Below are 17204 nucleotides of genomic sequence, written 5' to 3' on the forward strand. Positions count from 1 at the left end.
CGACCGGGGGCGGGGAGCCGACGATCCGGACCCCGCGGGTGTCGGTCCCGCGGTTCGACCCCCCGCCGGGGGAGCATCGGTGGTGATGTCCACGCCCACCGACACCTCCGCCGCTCGCCGCTCCGTCAAGGTCCCCCGGACCACCCCGGCGGACCTGCTGCCCCTGCTCACCGCGTCCGTGCGCGCGGTGCTGACCCTGCTCGTGCCGATGGTGGTGCTGTGCGTCCTGGGGTGGATCGCCTCGGTGCGCTCCACCTCCTCCCTGGCCGCCGTGGCCCGGGTCGGGGTCGACCTCTGGCTGCTCGCGCACGGCAGTTCCGTCGCGATCGTCGGGGGCAGCGTCGGGGTCGCCCCGCTGGGGCTCACCGTGCTCGCGGTCCTCTCCTCCCGGCGTGCGGTCCGGATGTGGCTGCGTGACCAGCTCGAGGCCGAACGTGACGTCCCGTTCTGGCGGGGTCTGGGGGTCTTCGCGGGCGGCTACGCCGTGTTCGCCGTCCTGCTGGCCCTGGTCTCGCGCAGCGGGGTCGGGGCGGCGTCGCTGTCGATGTCGCTGCTCGGTGGGTTCCTCGTCGCCGCGCTCGGCGCGCTCGTCGCCCTGTGGGCGCACCGACCCGCCCTGCCCGCGGCCGTCCCCGCCGTCGTGGTGGCTGCCCTGCGTCCGGCCGTGGCCGCGTGCGCGGGGCTCGTCGGGACCGGTGCGCTGCTCGTCGCCGTGGCTCTCGTGCACGGTCGCAGCGAGGTCCTCGCCCTGCACGCGGCGCTGGACCCGGGGGTGTTCGGCGGGTTGCTCCTGACCCTCGCGCAGGCCCTGCTGCTGCCCACGTTCGCGGTCTGGGGCCTGTCCTGGGCCACCGGCGTCGGCTTCGCCGTCGGGACCGGGACGTCGGTCGCGCCCGGGGGGACGACGCTCGACACCCTGCCGACCGTGCCCCTCCTCGGCGCCCTGCCGACCCCCGGCGTCACCCCGGCGTGGGCGTGGGCCGTCGTCGCGGTGCCGGTCCTCGTCGGTGCCGTCGCCTGGGTGCTGCAGAGCCGTCGCGGGCGTCCCGTCCACGGGCTCCTGACGCGCTGCGGCGCCGCGCTGCTGACCGGTGCGGGGACGGGGGTCCTGGTCGCCGGCCTGGGGTTCTTCGCCGGGGGAGCGCTCGGTCACGGCCGCATGGCCGACCTCGGACCCGACGCCCTGCTCACCGGGGCCGCGGCCGGCGGTGAGGTCGCCGCCGGAGCCCTGATCGCCGTCCTGCTGTCCCGCGCCTGGACGGCCTGGCGCGGGACGAGGGTCGTCGTGACGATGCCCGACGCCGGCGGTGGGGCACCCCGCAAGCTGCTCTGATCAGCGGTTCGGCTGCGGCGCGCCGGGGAGCGGGGTGAAGACGGCGAACCCCGCACCCCACGGGTCGCGCACCTGCGCCATCCGGCCGAAGTCGCTGTCGTGGGCCTCGTGCACGACCTCACCACCCCGCTCGAGCGCGGCCCGCACGGTGGCGTCGACGTCGGGGACGCCGAAGTACACCAGCCACCCGGGCACCGAGCCCCAGAGCGGGCCGATGCCGCCGATGGGGTGCGGCGCGTCGACGTTGGCCGCGACGGCGTAGCCGTCGAAGAGCTCCCGGAAGGTCCAGCCGAACACGGCGGCGTAGAACTCCCGGGAGAGAGCCGGGTCGGACGAGCGCAGGTCCTCCCAGTTCAGGCCGCCCGGGGCGTTCACCCAGCTCGCGCCGACGCGGGTCCCGGCCTCCCACAGCCCGACGACGGCCCCGGTGGGGTCGGCGACCACCGCCGAGCGCCCCGCGTCGTCGACGTCGCCCGGCCCGCTCAAGACCGATCCGCCCGCGGCCGTGACGGCGGCCAGGGTCGCGTCGAGGTCCGTGGTCGCGATCGACAGCGTCCAGCCGGAGGTGGTGGCCGGGCCGGCTTCCGCGGCGACGGCGCCGTCCACCCCGAGCAGCAGGGAGCCGTCGGGACGGCGCCCGACGACGGTCCACCCGAGGACCGCCCCGTAGAACGTCGCCGCCGCCCCGGGGTCGTCGGTCGCGAGGTCCGCCCGGGCCGGGACGCCGGTGGGCCAGGGGTGCGTGCGCAGGGTCATGCCACGAGTTTCTTCCCCGGCGACCGCGACGGCTAGAGTCTCGCCACGTGCCCGTACGAGTGGTCGTCCTCGCCTCCGGATCGGGCTCGACCCTGCAGGCGCTCCTCGACGCCGGCGACCCCTCCTACGAGATCGTCGCGGTGGGCTCCGACAAGCCCGGGGTGCCCGCGCTGGAGCGGGCCGCCGCCGCCGGGGCCGAGACGTTCACCGTCGCCCCCGCCGACTTCGCCGACCGCCCGGCCTGGGACGCGGCGCTGACCGCCGAGGTCGCCCGTCGCGCCCCCGACCTCGTCGTGCTCGCCGGGTTCATGCGCATCCTCGGAGCGCCCATGGTCGAGGCGTTCGGCGGGCGCATGGTCAACACCCACCCCGCGCTGCTGCCGTCCTTCCCCGGCGCCCACGGCGTCCGCGACGCCCTCGCGCACGGGGTGAAGGTCACCGGGTGCACCGTGCACCTCGTCGACTCCGGCGTGGACACCGGCCCCATCCTCGACCAGGTCGCGGTCCGCGTCCTGGACGGCGACGACGAGCACTCCCTGCACGAACGCATCAAGAGCCACGAGCGCGAGCTGCTCGTCGACGTCGTGGGCCGACTGGCCCGCACGCTCACCACCCACCCCTGAGAGGACGGCATCCCGCCGATGGCACCGGAAACCCGCGAGGCACGCCAGGTCCCCGTCAAGCGCGCGCTGGTCAGCGTCTACGACAAGACGGGTCTGGAGGAACTCGCCCAGGGGCTGCACGCCGCGGGTGTCGCGATCGTCTCCACCGGTTCGACGGCCTCGCGCATCGCCGCCGCCGGCGTGCCCGTCACCCCCGTCGAGGAGCTCACCGGGTTCCCCGAGTGCCTCGACGGCCGGGTCAAGACCCTGCACCCGCGGGTGCACGCGGGGATCCTCGCCGACCGCCGGCTGCCCGACCACGTGCGCCAGCTGGCCGAGCTCGACGTCGAACCCTTCGACCTCGTCGTCGTGAACCTCTACCCCTTCGCCGCGACCGTCGCCTCGGGCGCCGGCTACGACGAGGTCGTCGAGCAGATCGACATCGGCGGTCCGTCGATGGTCCGCGCGGCCGCGAAGAACCACCCCAGCGTCGCCGTCGTCGTCGACCCCGCCCGCTACGCCGACGTGCTGAAGGCCGTCGGCGACGGGGGCTTCGACCTGAGCGACCGCAAGCGCCTGGCCGCGGCCGCGTTCGCGCACACCGCCGCCTACGACACGGCCGTGGCCGGCTGGTTCGCGCAGCAGACGCTGGCCGCCGACGACGAGGGCTGGCCCGCGGTGACGGGGATGGCGCTGGAACGCAGCGCCGTCCTGCGCTACGGCGAGAACCCGCACCAGCAGGCCGCCGTCTACGCCGACCCGACCGCCGAACCGGGCATCGCGCAGGCCGTCCAGTTGCACGGCAAGGCCATGTCCTACAACAACTACGTCGACGCCGACGCCGCCCTGCGCGCCGCGTTCGACTTCGCCGGTCCCGCCGTCGCCGTGATCAAGCACGCCAACCCGTGCGGCATCGCGACCGGTTCCGACGTCGCCGACGCCCACGCCAAGGCGCACGCCTGCGACCCGGTCTCCGCCTACGGTGGGGTGATCGCCGCCAACCGCGTCGTGACCGCGGCCATGGCCGCCCAGGTCGCGCCGGTGTTCACCGAGGTCGTCATCGCCCCGGGCTTCGAACCCGAGGCGCTGGAGGTGCTGCAGGCCAAGAAGAACGTCCGGCTGCTGCAGCTGCCGGAGGGCTACGGCCGCCGCCCGCAGGAGTGGCGCATGGTGTCCGGCGGGGTGCTCGTGCAGAGCCTCGACCTCGTCGACGCCGAGGGCGACGCCCCCGCGAACTGGACCCTCGCCGCCGGTGAGGCCGCCTCGCCCGAGGTCCTGGCCGACCTCGAGTTCGCCTGGCGCGCAGTGCGTTCGGTGCGCTCCAACGCGATCCTGCTGGCCAAGGACGGCGCCTCCGTCGGCGTCGGCATGGGTCAGGTCAACCGCGTCGACTCCTGCAAGCTGGCCGTGGAGCGCGCCGGCGTGGAGCGGGCCACCGGTTCCGTCGCCGCGTCCGACGCGTTCTTCCCCTTCGCCGACGGGGCGCAGATCCTCATCGACGCCGGGGTGCGCGCCATCGTGCAGCCCGGCGGGTCGATCCGGGACGCCGAGGTCGTCGAGGCCGCCACGAAGGCCGGGATCACCATGTACTTCACCGGCGCGCGCCACTTCGCCCACTGAGCGACCCCGGTAGCGTCGATCCATGACCCAGGCCCCCGAGCGGGTTCCCACCCCGGGCAACGCGGTCCTGCTGACCCTCGTCGGCGGGGTCGTGCTGGCCCTGGGGCTGACCCTGCTCGCGGGGCCGACGTCGGGCGGGATGCTGCTCGGCGCCGACCTCGCGGTCGCCGCCGTGCTGCGCCTCGTCCTACCGGTGCGGGTGGCCGGATCGCTCGCGGTCCGCTCCCGCCCGGTGGACGTCGCCATCCTGCTGGTGCTGGCGGTGGCCTGCCTCGTGCTGGCCGGACTGGTGCCGACCCCGCAGTAGTTCTGCAGCCTCGCGTCGACACGCCCACGTCCAGGCGGTGGCCGTCGGCGTGTCGCCGCAAGGGTGCATCACCGCTGTGGGTCTGCCTCAGCTGGCGTCGAGGGGCAGCAGGACACCCTTCACGTCGGCGTCGTTCGAGAGGTACTCCTGGACCTTCGGGTCCTGGAACGTCGCGATGAGCGCCTTGACGTTGTCGGTGTCGATCCACTTCGTGCCCACCGTGAGCTGACCCGCGAACTCGTCCGGGGCGGCGGGGGCGAAGATCTGCTGCTCGATCGGGATCTTGGCCGCGAGGTAGTACTCGGTGTAGCCGACGGCGGCGTCGAGGTCGGGCAGCGCACGGGACTGCGCGCCGAAGTCCAGCAGCGTGAACTGCAGGCCCTTGGGGTTCTCGGCGATGTCGTCGACGGTCGCCGTCCCGATGTCCGTCCCGGGCTTGAGGGTGATGAGCCCCGCCTTCTCCAGGACGAACAACCCCTGCGACTCGTTCGCCGGGTCGGAGTACAACGAGATCGTGCCGCCCTGCGGGATCTCCGCCGGCGTCTTCCACTTCGAGGACCACAGGCCGAAACCCCACCGGAAGACCGGCGTCGCCGCGGTCTCCTGGAACCCCGGGTTGGCCTGCAGGACCTGACCCAGCCACAGCTTGTGCTGGTAGATCGTGCCCGCGACCTCGCCGTCGTTCACCGCGCGGTTGATGGTGTTGCTGTCGGCCAGCGCCTTGAACTCGACGTGGATGCCGTGCGCGGGAGCGACGTCCTTCGCGATGTAGTCGATGAGGGCCTCCTCGCGGGCGTTGCCCTCGGCGGTCGCGACGTAGAGGGTGGCGCCGGCCTGGGTGTTGGCGGTGTCCTCACCGCCGAGACGGGGCACGACGACCGCGGCGGCGATCCCGAGCAGGACGACGGCACCGCCGGCCACGAACGGCCACAGGCGTCGGCGGCGGACCTCGAAACCGTGGTCGTCGGCGGGTTTGGCGTCGGGGCGGGTCTCAGTGGACAAGGGAGTTCTCCAGGTCTGCGGTGGGGGAGTTCGTGGGGGTGGCGCTGCGGCGACGGGTCCGCGGGTCCGCGAGGCGGGCCAGGGCGTCACCGAGGAGTTGCACGGAGGCGACCAGGGCGACGAGGACGACGATGGTCGCGATCATCACGGCGTGGTCGAAGCGCTGGTACCCGTAGGTGATGGCGAGGTAGCCGACCCCGGGGGCGCCGATCGTCCCGGCGATGGCCGAGTACTCGATCATCGCGATGGTGTTGATGGTGAGGCCGCCGATGATCGAGGGCAGCGCCTCGGAGAGTTGCACGCTCGTGATGACCTGCAGCGGAGAGGCTCCCGAGGCCTTCGCGACGGCGACCACCGACGGGGGTACCGAGCGCAGCGAGTTCTCCACGATGCGGGCGAAGAACGCGGTGCCGGCCAGGACCATGGGCACGACGGCCGCCCGGATGCCGATGTTCGTACCCGTGACGAACCGGGTGAACGGCACGAGCGCCGCCATCAGCACGAGGAACGGCAGGGACCGCCCGGTGCTGACCACCCAGCCGAGGACGCGGTGGGCCGGGCGGTTCTCCAGCAACCCGTCCGGGGCGAGGTTGTGCAGCAGGACCCCCAGCGGGACCCCGAGCAGCACGACCAGGGCCATGACGATGCCGACCATCAGCAGCGTGTCGCCGAGGGCGGGCAGGACGAGCGCCGGGATCTCTGGCAGGGGCGTGTCCAGGTTCGAGGCCAGCGGGAGGGCGGCGGGGCTCACGGGACCAGCTCCAGGGTCGAGGGCACCTCGGCGGCGCGGGCGTGCAGCCCCCGTCGCTCGAGGGCGGCGATCAGCAGCGCGGGGTCCACCGAGTCCGGGACGCCGAGGGTGGCGTGCCCGACGGTCCGCCCCGTGACGGCACTCACGGAGGCGCCGAGCAGGGCGAGGTCGTGGCCGAGTTCGCGGGCCGTGCTGGTCAGCCAGTCCGCCGGCACGTCGTCGCCGCGGTAGTGCACCGTCCAGGTGACGAGCCGGGGATCGGTGGCGACCGCCCGTCGGGGCAGCAGCGCGGCCCCGACCGGCGACCCCGGGTCGCGCAGGACGTCCAGCAGGAGCGCCGACTCGACGATGCGGCCGTGCTCGAGTCGGGCCACGGAGTCCGCGACCTCGACGACCGTGTCCATCTCGTGGGTGATGAACAGGATGGACAGCCCGAGGTCGTCGCGCAGTTCGCGCAGCAGCGCCACGATCGAGGCCGTCGAGCGCGGGTCCAGCCCGGAGGTCGCCTCGTCGGAGAGCAGCACGCTCGGACGCAGAGCCAGGGCGCGGGCGATCCCGACGCGCTGGCGCTGCCCGCCGGAGAGCTCGTGCGGGTAGCGCCCGGCCAGGTCGGCCAGACCCACCCGTTCCAGCAGCTCGGCGACCCGGGCGCGCCGCTCGCGGGGGACGACCCCGAGGTAGCGCAACGGGAGTTCGACGTTCTGGGCGGCGGTGCGCCGGGTCTGCAGCCCGTCGGACTGGAAGATCGTGCCGATGCGGCGACGGGCTTCGCGCAGCCGTCCCTCCCCGAGGTGGGTGAGGTCCTGGCCGCCGACGAGCACGGAACCCGACGTGGGCCGGGTCAGCAGGGTCACGCACTGGGCGAGGGTGCTCTTGCCGGCCCCGCTCGGCCCGACGACGGCGGTGATGCTGCCGGCGGGGACGAGCAGGTCGAGGCGGTCCAGGACGGTGGTGCTCCCGTAGGTCTTGGTGAGCTGTCTCAGCTCGATCATGGCTCGATCACGTCGTCTCCAGGGCGGCGTGGGGCGCGCGAGGGCGCGGCGGGGGAGCGTCGGGCGGACCGGCGCAGGGGGGACCGCCGGACGGGGTGGCCCGGGGTGTTCAGCAGGGAGTGCGGACGCTCAGCGTCGACAGGTCTGGTGGGACACGTGCGTCTCCTTCAACGTCCTTACCCGCGACACCCGCGGGTCGGGTCATCACCCGGAGCACCCCACGACGGAAGGAGGGTTGCCGACCAGCGAGCCGGGGCTTCGCGCTGGCACTCATGACCTGATTCGACAGTGACAGCCGAACCGGGGTCCGTCAAGCGGTTCGGGAAGGTACCGGATATCCGCACCCGGCTTCGAAATCGTTCGTGCGCAACGGCTTGCGCCGGACCCCTCCGGTGCCGGGCCGACCCGAGTCGCTGCGGGGCCGCCGACGAGGCGTTACAGTTCGCAGGACCATCCAGAGCGGCCGAGAGATCTGGCTCGACGACGCCGCAGCAACCCGAGCCCGGGTGCTACCGCCAGGACCGATGGAGGAGCACCACCATGTCCGTGAACGAGCCCCTGAAGTTCGCCTACTGGGTCCCGAACGTGTCGGGCGGCCTGGTCGTCTCCACGATCGAGCAGCGCACCAGCCACGACCCGGCCTACAACGTCGCCGTCGCCCAGGCCGCCGAACGCGTCGGTTTCGAGTACGCCCTGACCCAGGTCCGCTACCTCGCCTCCTACGGGGCGGACGCGCAGCACGAGTCGACGTCGTTCTCCCTCGCCCTGCTGCTGGCGACGCAGAAGCTCAAGGTCATCGCCGCGGTGCACCCCTTCTTCTGGCACCCCGGGGTCCTCGCGAAGTTCGCCGCGACCACCCAGGAACTCACCGACAACCGCCTCGCGCTGAACGTCGTCTCCGGCTGGTTCAAGAACGAGGCGACCCAGCTCGGGGTCACCTGGCACGAGCACGACGACCGCTACCGCCAGTCGGAGGAGTTCATCGCCCTGCTGCGCGGGGTGTGGACCGAGGACGGTTACAGCCAGCAGGGTGAGTTCTTCAACGCCGAGGACATCACCTTCCGCCCGCAGCCCAAGGTGCAGCCGGAACTGTTCCAGGGCGGCAACTCGACGGCCGCGCAGGCGATGGCCGGCCGGGTCAGCGACTGGTACTTCATGAACGGCAAGTCGATCGCCGCCGCCGCCGCCGGGGTGCGCGAGGTCAGCGCCCTCGCCGCCGGCAACGGCCGCTTGGTGCGGTTCGGCCTCAACGGTTTCGCCGTCGTCCGCGACACCCGCGACGAGGCCGAGGCCGTCCTCGAGGAGATCATCGCCAAGGCCGACCGCACCAAGGTCGAAGGTTTCGGCGCCGCCGTCCAGGAGGCCGGGAACTCCACCAGGGACGGCAAGGGCATGTGGGCCGACAGCGAGTTCCGCGACCTCGTCCAGTACAACGACGGTTTCCGCACCGGCCTCGTCGGGACGCCCGACGAGGTCGCCCGCCGCATCCTGGCCTACCGCCTCGTCGGGGTGGACCTGCTGCTGCTCGGCTTCCTGCACGTCAAGGAGGAGGTCGAGGCGTTCGGTGAGCTCGTCATCCCGAAGGTGCGCGAACTCGAGGCCCGCCTCGTCGCGGGCGAGGACCTGGACCTCGGCGCGGAACTCGACGAGGCCGTCGTCGCGGCGACCACCCCGGTCCCCGCCTGACGCTGCGCCCCGGAACCGGGCGCCTCAGAGCTGCGCCACCAGGAAGGCCGCGACGCCGTCCTCGACCTCTGCGCGCAGGTCGGGCTCGTTGTGGATCTCGTGGCGGTAGCCGGTGTAGAGCCGGGTCGTGACCGTGTGACCGGTCTCGGCCAGCCAGTTCGCGGCCTGGTACGGCCCCTCGCCGTAGTTGCCGACGGGATCCTGGTCGCCGGCGATGACGTACACCGGCACGCCGGTCGGCACCCGCTGCGCCCACTCGCGGGAGTGGACGTCGATCCACAGCGACGTGAAGTCGTGCAGGGCCTGGACGGTCGGCGGCCTCGTGAAGTTGTTGAACGGGTCCGCCCCGTGGTCACGGACGACGTCGGGGTCCAGCGCGATCCAGTCGTTCGCCGAGCGGACCGTCGGGTAGCGCGCCGTGAAGCCCTCGAGCAGTTCGCCCACCAGTTCGGGCCGCACCTCCGCGGCGCGCCCGTCCGCGACGAGCCCGCCCAGTCGGCGGTGCAGCTCGACCGTGTTCTCGCGCAACCCCGAGGTGCCGCAGTACACGACGCCGCTCAGCAGGTGGCCGTGCTCCGCGGAGAAGTCGCGGGCGATCATCGAGCCCCAGCTGTGCCCGAACATGAAGAACGGCAGTCCGGGGAACCGCTCGACGACGATGTCGTGCAACGACTTCTCGTCCTCCGTCGTCGTGGCGTAGCCCCCGGGGCCGTAGTCGCCCCAGGTGTCGCTGAGTCGCGCGGTGAGTCCGTGGCCGACGTGGTCGTCGGCGGCCACGACGAACCCGTCGTCGAGCAGCCTCAGCACCAGGTGCAGGTAGCGGCGTGAGTGCTCCCCGAAGCCGTGGACGATCTGGACGATCCCCCGCGGGGACCGGACCGGCGTCCAGATCCAGCCGTGGACCGTGTCGCGTCCGTTGCGGGACTCGAAGCTCACCTCGTGCATCGCCATGGCGGGAGGCTACCCAGGCCGTCCGTGGCACCCTGGGGCCGTGCGGTGTCGACCGGGACTCCTCGCGACCACCGTCGCGGTGCTGGTGAGTGCGTGTTCCGCGCCATCCGCGCCATCCGCGCCCGCACCCGCGCCCACCGCGAGCGCCGAGGTCCGAGTGGCGGCCCCCTCGCCGACCACCCCTGCACCCGTCGTCGTGCTCGACCCCGGCCACAACGGCGGGAACGCCGCGAACCCCGCAGCGATCGACGCACTGGTGCCCGCGGGCGGCTTCGAGAAGCCCTGCAACACGACCGGGACCAGCACCGACGCCGGCTACCCCGAGCACGCCTACGCCTTCGACGTCGCCCTGCGCACCGCTGACCTGCTGCGGGCCCGGGGCGTCACCGTCGTGCTGACCCGCCACGACGACACCGGGGTCGGGCCCTGCGTCGACGCCCGTGCCGCCATCGCCACCGCTGCCGGTGCGGCGCTCACGGTCTCGATCCACGCCGACGGGGCCGCGGCGAGCGCCCGCGGGTTCCACGTCGTCGAACCCGCGCTCGCCCCCGACGGCGGCAACGCGGCCGTGCTGGCCGCCTCCGACGTCGCCGCGCGGGACCTGCTCGCGTCCTTCGGGACGGCCACCGGCCTGCCCCGGGCCGACTACCTCGGCGACCTCGTCGAACCGGGGCTGACCCGGCGTCCCGACCTCGCCGGGCTCAACCTCGCGCGGACGCCGTCGGTGCTGCTGGAGTCGGCCAACATGCGCAACGCCGAGGAGGCCGCCCTCGTCTCGGACCCGGACTTCCGGGCCACCGCCGCCCGGGGAATCGCCGACGGTGTCACGGCCTTCCTCGCGCGCGACGGGTCCTGAGACCGTTTACCGTTCGGGGGTGACCCTCGCACCGACCGCCGATCTGACCGAACTCGTGGTCCTGCTGACCGAGGACGGCACACCGTGCGGGACCGCGCTGAAGTCCCAGGTCCACCACACCTCGACGCCGTTGCACCTGGCCTTCTCGTGCTGGCTGCTCGACGACGCCGGCCGCACCCTGCTGACCCGGCGGGCGGCGACGAAGCGCACCTGGCCGGGGGTCTGGACCAATTCCTTCTGCGGCCACCCCGGTCCGGGGGAGGAGCCCGCGGACGCCGTGGTCCGCCGCTCCGTCCAGGAGCTCGGGATCGAGGTGGAGGGCGTGACGTCGCTGCTGCCGAGCTTCCGCTACCGCGCGGTCATGGCGGACGGCACCGTCGAGAACGAGGTCTGCCCCGTCTTCACCGCGCGCATCGCCACCGGATCGGGGGAACTGGCCCCCGACCCGGGCGAGGTCGACGAGTTCCGCTGGGTCCACCTCGACGAGCTCCGCGAGCAGATCGCCGCGGACCCCTCGCCGTTCAGCCCGTGGATGCTGTGGCAGTGGGAGCAGTTCCCCCGCTGACCTCCGGGTCCAGGCGGATGACGGTCGCCCCCGCGATGGAGGTGTGCACCCCCGGGCCGGGGGTGAGCAGCAGGACCTGGGTCGAGGGTGCGACCCGTTCGAAGACCACCCCGAGTCGTTGCAGCCGCAGCGGATCGGAGTGGCCGAGGGCGTCGTCGAGGACGACGGGAACCCCGTCGGCGGGGTCGACGAGCGTCGCGCACGCCAACCGGGTCAGCACGGCGAGCTGTTCGCGCGCACCCGTCGACAACTGCTCGTAGGGGACGGTGCGACCCTCCAGCGTGCGGTCGAGGATGCGCAGTTCGTCGTCCAGGCCGATGCGGAAGCTCTCGCCGTAGACGGTGCGGCCGAGGTCCTCGAGCCGGTCGGCGAACGGTGACACGTAGCGGCGTCGCAACACCCCGCGGTGACGTTCCAGGGTGTCGCGCAGCAACCGGGCCGCGGCCGCCCGCCGGGTGAGGCTCTCGAGTTCCCCCTCGAGGCGGGCGACGCGGGACTCCGCCTCGTCCCAGACCTCCTGGCGGGCCTCACCGCCCATGACGGAGAGCCGGGCCTCCAGCCGCAGCAGGTCGCTGGTGAGCCCGTCGCGCCGTTCCACCAGGTCGGTGAGCCTGGACTGGACCTGCTGCGCCCGCCGCAGGGTCGCGTCGGCGTCGCGGGCCGCGAGGTCGGCCTCGAGGTCCGCGACCTCCGCCGCCGCGGCGTCCGCCGCGGTGTCCGCGGCGGCCAGGGCCTGGGCCAGCGCGTCGTCGTCCTGCTCGGCGCGGGACTGCTCGAGCCGGAGCGCGGCCCCCTCGACCTCGGTGCGGGCGACCTCGAGAGCGGCCGTGCGGGTGGCGAGCTCGCCGGCCAGGGCGTCGGCGTGCCGGGCGGCCGCGGCCGCCGTCGTGGCGGCCTCACGGGCCGCGCGACGGCGGCGCAGCGACGTCTCCCGGGTCTCGGCCTCCAGCGTCCGGGCCGCAGCCAGGTCGGGGACCTCACCGTCACCGGTCACCAGGTCGGCCGCGAGCCGGTCGACCTCGGCGCGCAGCTCGTCCGCACCGGCCTCCGCGCTCAGCTGGGTCAGGTGCGCGCGGGCCAGGTCGAGGGCGCTCTGCGCGCTGCGGCGCTCCTCGTGGGCGGCCCGGGCGGCGGCGACGTCCTCGACGCCGGCGTCGTCCAGCCGCGCCGCGAGGTCCCGCTCGGCGCGTTCCAGGTCGTCGGCCAGGGGACCGGTGTCCGCACCGGGCAGCACCCGGACGGCGGCGAAACCCGCGACGTCGATCTCCAGCGGCCGCGTCGCGGAGAGCTCGGCCACGGTGCCGGCCGGGACGGGGACGCCGTCCACGAGGACCTCGACGGCGGTGGCCTCGACGACGACCCGGGCGGCGACGGCCTCGGCGCGGGCGCGCAACCCGCCGGCCGTGTCGGCGGCGACCTCGAGGGCGCGCACCGCGGTGGCGTCGACCCGGTGCCGGGCGAGCGCCTCGGTGGCCGCCCGGACCTCCTCCGCGGCGGTGGTGACGGCGGCGAGACGCCGGCGCGCCTGCCGCAGCGTCGCGCCGTCCTGACTGCGACGCAGCGTGTCCTGGGCCGTGTCGGCGGCGTCCTGGGCGTCGTCGGCGGCCTGCGCGGCCTCGGTGGCGGTGCGCGCGGCGGTGGTCGCGACCGCCCGGGCGCGCTCGGCCTCCTGGCTCAGGGTGGCGAGGCGGGTGGTCTCCTGCTCGACCGCGAGCGCCCGGTCGTGCACGTCCGCGACCGCACGCGAGCGACGCTCCTGCGCGCCGGCGGCCTCGGCCCGGGCGCGTCGGGTGTGCTCGGCGCGGGTGCGGGCCTCGAGGAGCTTCGAGCGCCGGTCGCCGAGGTCGGCGACGAGCTGCACCAGCGACTGCGCCTCCGCGGTCGTGGCCTCCACCTCGGTCTGGAGCGTCCGGCGGGCGGCGCTGAGTTCGGCGTGCTCGCGCGAGTCCTCGGCGAGGAGGTCGAGGGCCTCCCGGGCGTGCGTGGCCGCGACGCGCGCCTCGGCGAGCTCCTCCGCGCACGTGCGGTGCCGGGAGGTCGGACGCCCCGTGCTCGTCCAGAACTCCGCGTAGCGCTCGCCGACGGCGTCGAGCAGGGTCTGCGCACCGTCCCCGTCGTGGTCCTCGCCGGAACCGGCGGCCGCGTCGAGGGCGGCGGCGAGCGCGGAACTGCCGCTGAGGCTCGCGTCGAGGGAGGCGCCCTGCAGCATCCGCAGCGCGTCCCAGAGCCGCGTGTCCAGGGTCTCGGTGAGGATGTCGCGGACGCGGCGGTGCGCGTCGTCCCCCGTCAGCTGTTCCAGCCGCGGGCGGTGGACGGTGAGCGTGGTCGCGGGGCGGCTGTGCCACTGCTTGCGCAGCGTGAACCGGTAGGGGCCGGTGCTGATCTCGGCCTCGACGGCGCTCGGGGCGTCGCGGTGCACGGGTTTCACCGCGAGGACGGACGCCTTCTTCGAGGAGTGCTTCTCGGTGAGCAGCATGTCGAGCGCCTCGAGCATCGAGGACTTCCCGACCTCGTTCGCGCCCTCGAGGACGACGATCCCGGTGTCGGGCAGGGTCAGTTCGCGGTGCCCGACACCGCGGAAGTCGTCGAGCACCAGGCGGTGGAGCCTCACGCGCGGGTCCCTCCGCCGGCCAGGCGGAACACCAGCGACAACGCGTCGCGCGCGGCCTCGGCGTCCGGGCCGTCGCCCTGGGCGAGCGAGGAGAGCTCCGCGACCGCCGCGTCGGCGAACCCGCCGATGCCGAGGTCGGCGAGTTCGTCGGCGTCGGCCCGCACGACGAGGTCGCTGTGGCGCTCCCAGTGCTGCACCCCGGCCAGCAGGTCACCCTGCACGGCCAGCAGGTCGTCCAGCGTCGCCTTCGCCCCCACGGTGAGCGTGCCCGTGAGGCTGAGGGTGACGACGGTGCGGTCCTTGGCGGGCAACGCCTCCAGCTGGCGGCGCAGGGCCTCGACGTCGCTCGCGGAGTCCAGTTCGGCGCGGACGTGGGGGAACGCCCAGCGCCCCACCGGGACGGGTTCGACCTTGGGTGGGGAGGCGTCGCCGACCTCGACGACGAGGACGTTGCCCGGGTCGGTCTCCAGCCGGTCGGTGACCTCCTGGGTGCCCGCGTACCAGACCGCCCCGGACCGTCCGACCTGCGTCGTGGAGTGCCGGTCGCCGAGGGCGACGTAGTGGATGCGCCCGTCGGCGATCGCCTCCTCGAGGGGGGCCAGCGCGATGCGCGCCGGGTCGTCGCGGTCGGGGGAGAGCTCGTCGACCGCGCCGTGCCCGACGACGATGCGCAGGGTGCCGTCGGCGACGAGGCCCTCGGTGGCCTGCGCGAGCAGGTCCCCGGTCGGGTGCTTGGAGGTCCACGGGGCCGCGACGAGCTCGACGCCCGGGCGGACCTCGTGCGGGCCGGCGGTGTCGAGGACGTGCACGCCGGGGGTGTCGCGGACGGCGGGGGAGGCGAGCAGCGAGCTCGCGTCGAGCGGGTCGTGGTTGCCGGGGAGGAGGTAGACGGGGACCCCGACGTCGCTGAACGCGCGCAGGGCCTCCAGCGTGCGGGACAGGACCCGCGGCCCGACGGCGTTGGACTCCAGGACGTCACCGCAGACGACGACGAACTCGGCCCCGTGCTCCCGGGCCACCTCGGCGATGCGGTGCAGGGCGTCGATGCGGGCGGCGGTGTAGCGGGGCTGGGCGTCGGCGTCGAGGAAGTGCCGGGTCATGCCCAGTTGCCAGTCCGCGGTGTGCACGAAGCGCACCTCACGCACCGCGCCCACCCTGACCGCGCTGTCGGAGTTCCCGTTCGACGCCATGGGCACGACGGTAGGTCAGGGCTCCGACACGACCCCGCAGACGCGCCGCCACCCCTCAGCGGGGGAGGGCGCTGGCCCGCCAGCTGCCCCGGCCGGGCACCGGCGGCAGGCCGAGCACGTGACGCGGGTCGGCCCAGCGCGAGCGCGGGGCCGGGACCGGGGGGATCCCCTCCGGTGCGGACGGCTGCGACAACCGCGACGTCAGGACGACGGTCAGCGCCGCGAGCTCCTCCGGCTCGGGGTGGCCGCGTTCGATGCGCAGCGCGGTCAGCAGTTCCCGGACGGCCTGCGGGTCGTTGTCGGTCACAGCGGGATGTTCCCGTGCTTCTTGGCCGGCAGCGTCGCCCGCTTCGTGGCCAGCGCCCGCAGGGCCCGGACGACCTGGACCCGCGTCTCGCTCGGTGCGATCACCCCGTCGACGTAGCCGCGTTCGGCGGCGACGTAGGGGTTGGCCAGTTGCAGCTCGTAGTCGTCGACGAGTTCGCGGCGCTTCGCCTCGACGTCCCCACCGGCCTCCGCGGTCTCCTTCAAGGTGCTGCGGTGCAGGATGTTCACCGCGCCCTGGGCGCCCATGACGGCGATCTGCGCGCTCGGCCAGGCCAGGCACACGTCGGCGCCCATCTCCTTGCTGCCCATGACGATGTACGCGCCGCCGTAGGCCTTGCGGGTGATGACCGTGACCAGCGGGACCGTCGCCTCGGCGTAGGCGTAGAGGAGTTTCGCACCGCGGCGGATGATGCCGTTCCACTCCTGGTCGGTGCCGGGCAGGAAGCCCGGGACGTCGACGAAGGTGAGGACGGGGACGTTGAACGCGTCGCACAACCGGACGAACCGGGCGGCCTTCTCGGAGGCGTCGATGTCCAGGGTCCCCGCGAGCTGGGAGGGCTGGTTCGCGACGATGCCGACGGGACGGCCCTCGACCCGGCCGAAACCGGTGAGGACGTTGGGGGCGAAGAGCTCGTGGACCTGGAGGAACTCGCCGTCGTCGAGGACGGCGGCCAGCACCGCCGTCATGTCGTAGGGCTGGTTGGGGGAGTTCGGGACGATCTCGTCCAGGAACAGGTCCTCCTCGTCGACGTGCAGGCCGCGGACGTGCTCGGCCGGCAGCAGCGGCGCCTCGGAGAGGTTGTTCGAGGGCAGGAAGGACAGGAGCTCGCGGACGTAGGCGATCGCGTCGTCCTCGGACTCCGCCAGGTGGTGCGCGACGCCGGAACGGGTCGCGTGGGTGCGCCCGCCGCCGAGCTCCTCGAAGCCGACGTCCTCGCCGGTGACCGTGCGGATCACGTCCGGGCCGGTCACGAACATGTGCGAGGTCTCCTCGACCATCACGGTGATGTCGGTGAGGGCGGGGGAGTAGACGGCGCCGCCGGCCGAGGGGCCGAGGATGAGCGAGATCTGCGGGACGACGCCCGAGGCGTGCACGTTGCGGCGGAAGATCCGCGCGTACTGCACGAGGGAGGCGACCCCCTCCTGGATTCGCGCGCCGCCGCCGTCGTTGATGCCGATGACGGGGCAGCCCGTCGTCGCGGCGAAGTCCTGCAGCTCGGCGATCTTGGCGCCGTGCTCCTCGCCCAGCGACCCGCCGAAGGCCGTGAAGTCCTGGGCGTAGACGCAGACGGGACGACCGTCGACCGTCGCGTAGCCGGTCACGACCCCGTCGCCGTCGACGTGCTTGGCCGCCATCCCGAAGGCCGTCGAGCGGCTGCGGACGAAGCCGCCGCGCTCGACGAAGGAGTCCTCGTCCACCAGCGCCGCGATGCGCTCGCGGGCGGTCTTCTTGCCCCGCGGGTGCTGCTTCGCGGCGGCGCGTTCGTCGGCGGCGTGCACGGCCGCGTCGGTCCGGTCGTGCAGCGCCGCGACCTGACCCGCCGTCGTCCGCAGGTCGTGGGGGGTCTCGAGACTGCTCACGGGGCGGCAGCGTACGGGACCGCGGGGGTGCCGTGGCAGGGACGCGGGCGGGGACCGGTAGCTTGACGTCGAGA

At 73.9% G+C, this 17204-nt stretch carries 16 protein-coding genes and 2 riboswitches; of the genes, 7 read left to right on the forward strand and 9 right to left on the reverse strand.

Going from position 1 to position 17204, the window contains the following annotated elements; translation table 11 throughout:
• Window positions 1-85: 85 nt before the first annotated feature.
• Window positions 86-1333: a cell division protein PerM gene (locus AC0I8G_RS02830; RefSeq protein ID WP_471728570.1), complete on the forward strand. Its 1248-nt coding sequence runs from the start codon at window positions 86-88 to the stop codon at window positions 1331-1333.
• On the opposite strand, the gene AC0I8G_RS02835 is transcribed toward AC0I8G_RS02830, so the two are convergent.
• On the reverse strand, window positions 1334-2089 hold the full coding sequence (locus AC0I8G_RS02835) for a VOC family protein (RefSeq protein ID WP_471728571.1): 756 nt from the start codon (window positions 2087-2089) through the stop codon (window positions 1334-1336).
• Between the two features lie 47 nt (window positions 2090-2136).
• Here AC0I8G_RS02835 and purN point away from each other — a divergent pair, with 47 nt between their 5' ends.
• The 3 genes from purN to AC0I8G_RS02850 are packed head-to-tail and all read left to right on the forward strand — an operon-like array spanning window position 2137 to window position 4618.
• The gene (gene purN, locus AC0I8G_RS02840) at window positions 2137-2712 is read left to right on the forward strand and encodes a phosphoribosylglycinamide formyltransferase (protein WP_471728572.1); all 576 of its coding nucleotides are present in this window, start codon (window positions 2137-2139) and stop codon (window positions 2710-2712) included.
• An 18-nt stretch (window positions 2713-2730) separates the two neighbouring features.
• Entirely contained in the window at window positions 2731-4311 is a 1581-nt protein-coding gene (purH, locus tag AC0I8G_RS02845) for a bifunctional phosphoribosylaminoimidazolecarboxamide formyltransferase/IMP cyclohydrolase (protein WP_471728573.1), read from the forward strand.
• A gap of 22 nt (window positions 4312-4333) precedes the next feature.
• Window positions 4334-4618, forward strand: a complete 285-nt coding sequence (locus AC0I8G_RS02850) for a DUF3017 domain-containing protein (RefSeq protein ID WP_380259279.1) — start codon at window positions 4334-4336, stop codon at window positions 4616-4618.
• Between the two features lie 87 nt (window positions 4619-4705).
• Here AC0I8G_RS02850 and AC0I8G_RS02855 read toward each other — a convergent pair whose 3' ends face one another.
• From AC0I8G_RS02855 to AC0I8G_RS02865, 3 genes are read right to left on the reverse strand one after another with little or no spacing between them, the layout of a single operon-like run.
• Window positions 4706-5620 carry a MetQ/NlpA family ABC transporter substrate-binding protein gene (locus tag AC0I8G_RS02855; RefSeq protein WP_380259280.1) on the reverse strand — a complete coding sequence of 305 codons (915 nt, stop codon included), beginning with the start codon at window positions 5618-5620 and terminating at the stop codon, window positions 4706-4708.
• Window positions 5610-6371, reverse strand: a complete 762-nt coding sequence (locus AC0I8G_RS02860) for a methionine ABC transporter permease (protein WP_471728574.1) — start codon at window positions 6369-6371, stop codon at window positions 5610-5612. The genes AC0I8G_RS02855 and AC0I8G_RS02860 overlap by 11 nt, the downstream gene beginning before the upstream one ends.
• Window positions 6368-7363: a methionine ABC transporter ATP-binding protein gene (locus tag AC0I8G_RS02865; protein WP_471728575.1), complete on the reverse strand. Its 996-nt coding sequence runs from the start codon at window positions 7361-7363 to the stop codon at window positions 6368-6370. The genes AC0I8G_RS02860 and AC0I8G_RS02865 overlap by 4 nt, the downstream gene beginning before the upstream one ends.
• Before the next feature lie 167 nt (window positions 7364-7530).
• Window positions 7531-7641: riboswitch (SAM riboswitch) on the reverse strand.
• 169 nt (window positions 7642-7810) lie between these two features.
• A riboswitch (SAM riboswitch) is annotated at window positions 7811-7894 on the forward strand.
• Window positions 7895-7903: 9 nt separating this feature from the next.
• Here AC0I8G_RS02865 and sfnG point away from each other — a divergent pair.
• The gene (gene sfnG, locus AC0I8G_RS02870) at window positions 7904-9049 is read left to right on the forward strand and encodes a dimethylsulfone monooxygenase SfnG (protein ID WP_471728576.1); all 1146 of its coding nucleotides are present in this window, start codon (window positions 7904-7906) and stop codon (window positions 9047-9049) included.
• A gap of 24 nt (window positions 9050-9073) precedes the next feature.
• Here sfnG and AC0I8G_RS02875 read toward each other — a convergent pair whose 3' ends face one another.
• The gene (locus tag AC0I8G_RS02875) at window positions 9074-10000 is read right to left on the reverse strand and encodes an alpha/beta fold hydrolase (RefSeq protein WP_471728577.1); all 927 of its coding nucleotides are present in this window, start codon (window positions 9998-10000) and stop codon (window positions 9074-9076) included.
• A gap of 157 nt (window positions 10001-10157) precedes the next feature.
• Here AC0I8G_RS02875 and AC0I8G_RS02880 point away from each other — a divergent pair, with 157 nt between their 5' ends.
• Window positions 10158-10856, forward strand: coding sequence for an N-acetylmuramoyl-L-alanine amidase (locus AC0I8G_RS02880; protein WP_471728578.1), 699 nt, complete (start codon window positions 10158-10160; stop codon window positions 10854-10856).
• Window positions 10857-10875: 19 nt separating this feature from the next.
• Window positions 10876-11421, forward strand: a complete 546-nt coding sequence (gene idi, locus AC0I8G_RS02885; RefSeq protein ID WP_471728579.1) for an isopentenyl-diphosphate Delta-isomerase — start codon at window positions 10876-10878, stop codon at window positions 11419-11421.
• On the opposite strand, the gene AC0I8G_RS02890 is transcribed toward idi, so the two are convergent.
• The 4 genes from AC0I8G_RS02890 to AC0I8G_RS02905 form a co-directional block, all read right to left on the reverse strand.
• Window positions 11378-14032, reverse strand: coding sequence for an AAA family ATPase (locus AC0I8G_RS02890; RefSeq protein WP_471728580.1), 2655 nt, complete (start codon window positions 14030-14032; stop codon window positions 11378-11380). The two genes, idi and AC0I8G_RS02890, sit on opposite strands and share 44 nt — an antisense overlap.
• Window positions 14029-15168, reverse strand: a complete 1140-nt coding sequence (locus tag AC0I8G_RS02895) for a metallophosphoesterase family protein (RefSeq protein WP_471728708.1) — start codon at window positions 15166-15168, stop codon at window positions 14029-14031. Before AC0I8G_RS02895 ends, AC0I8G_RS02890 begins: the two co-directional genes overlap by 4 nt.
• A 109-nt stretch (window positions 15169-15277) precedes the next feature.
• A complete protein-coding gene (locus AC0I8G_RS02900; protein ID WP_471728581.1) occupies window positions 15278-15529 on the reverse strand; it encodes an acyl-CoA carboxylase subunit epsilon in 252 nt (83 codons plus the stop codon).
• On the reverse strand, window positions 15526-17130 hold the full coding sequence (locus AC0I8G_RS02905) for an acyl-CoA carboxylase subunit beta (RefSeq protein WP_380259288.1): 1605 nt from the start codon (window positions 17128-17130) through the stop codon (window positions 15526-15528). The genes AC0I8G_RS02900 and AC0I8G_RS02905 overlap by 4 nt, the downstream gene beginning before the upstream one ends.
• Window positions 17131-17204: the final 74 nt, after the last annotated feature.

The sequence above is a fragment of the Kineococcus sp. AC630 genome (assembly GCF_979255925.1).

Bases quoted from the DNA above. Each gene is read 5' to 3' on its own strand.
- AC0I8G_RS02830 (WP_471728570.1), top strand. From the start codon at position 86: ATGTCCACGCCCACCGACACCTCCGCCGCTCGCCGCTCCGTCAAGGTC.
- AC0I8G_RS02835 (WP_471728571.1), bottom strand. From the start codon at position 2,089: ATGACCCTGCGCACGCACCCCTGGCCCACCGGCGTCCCGGCCCGGGCG.
- purH (WP_471728573.1), top strand. From the start codon at position 2,731: ATGGCACCGGAAACCCGCGAGGCACGCCAGGTCCCCGTCAAGCGCGCG.
- AC0I8G_RS02850 (WP_380259279.1), top strand. From the start codon at position 4,334: ATGACCCAGGCCCCCGAGCGGGTTCCCACCCCGGGCAACGCGGTCCTG.
- AC0I8G_RS02865 (WP_471728575.1), bottom strand. From the start codon at position 7,363: ATGATCGAGCTGAGACAGCTCACCAAGACCTACGGGAGCACCACCGTC.
- sfnG (WP_471728576.1), top strand. From the start codon at position 7,904: ATGTCCGTGAACGAGCCCCTGAAGTTCGCCTACTGGGTCCCGAACGTG.
- AC0I8G_RS02875 (WP_471728577.1), bottom strand. From the start codon at position 10,000: ATGGCGATGCACGAGGTGAGCTTCGAGTCCCGCAACGGACGCGACACG.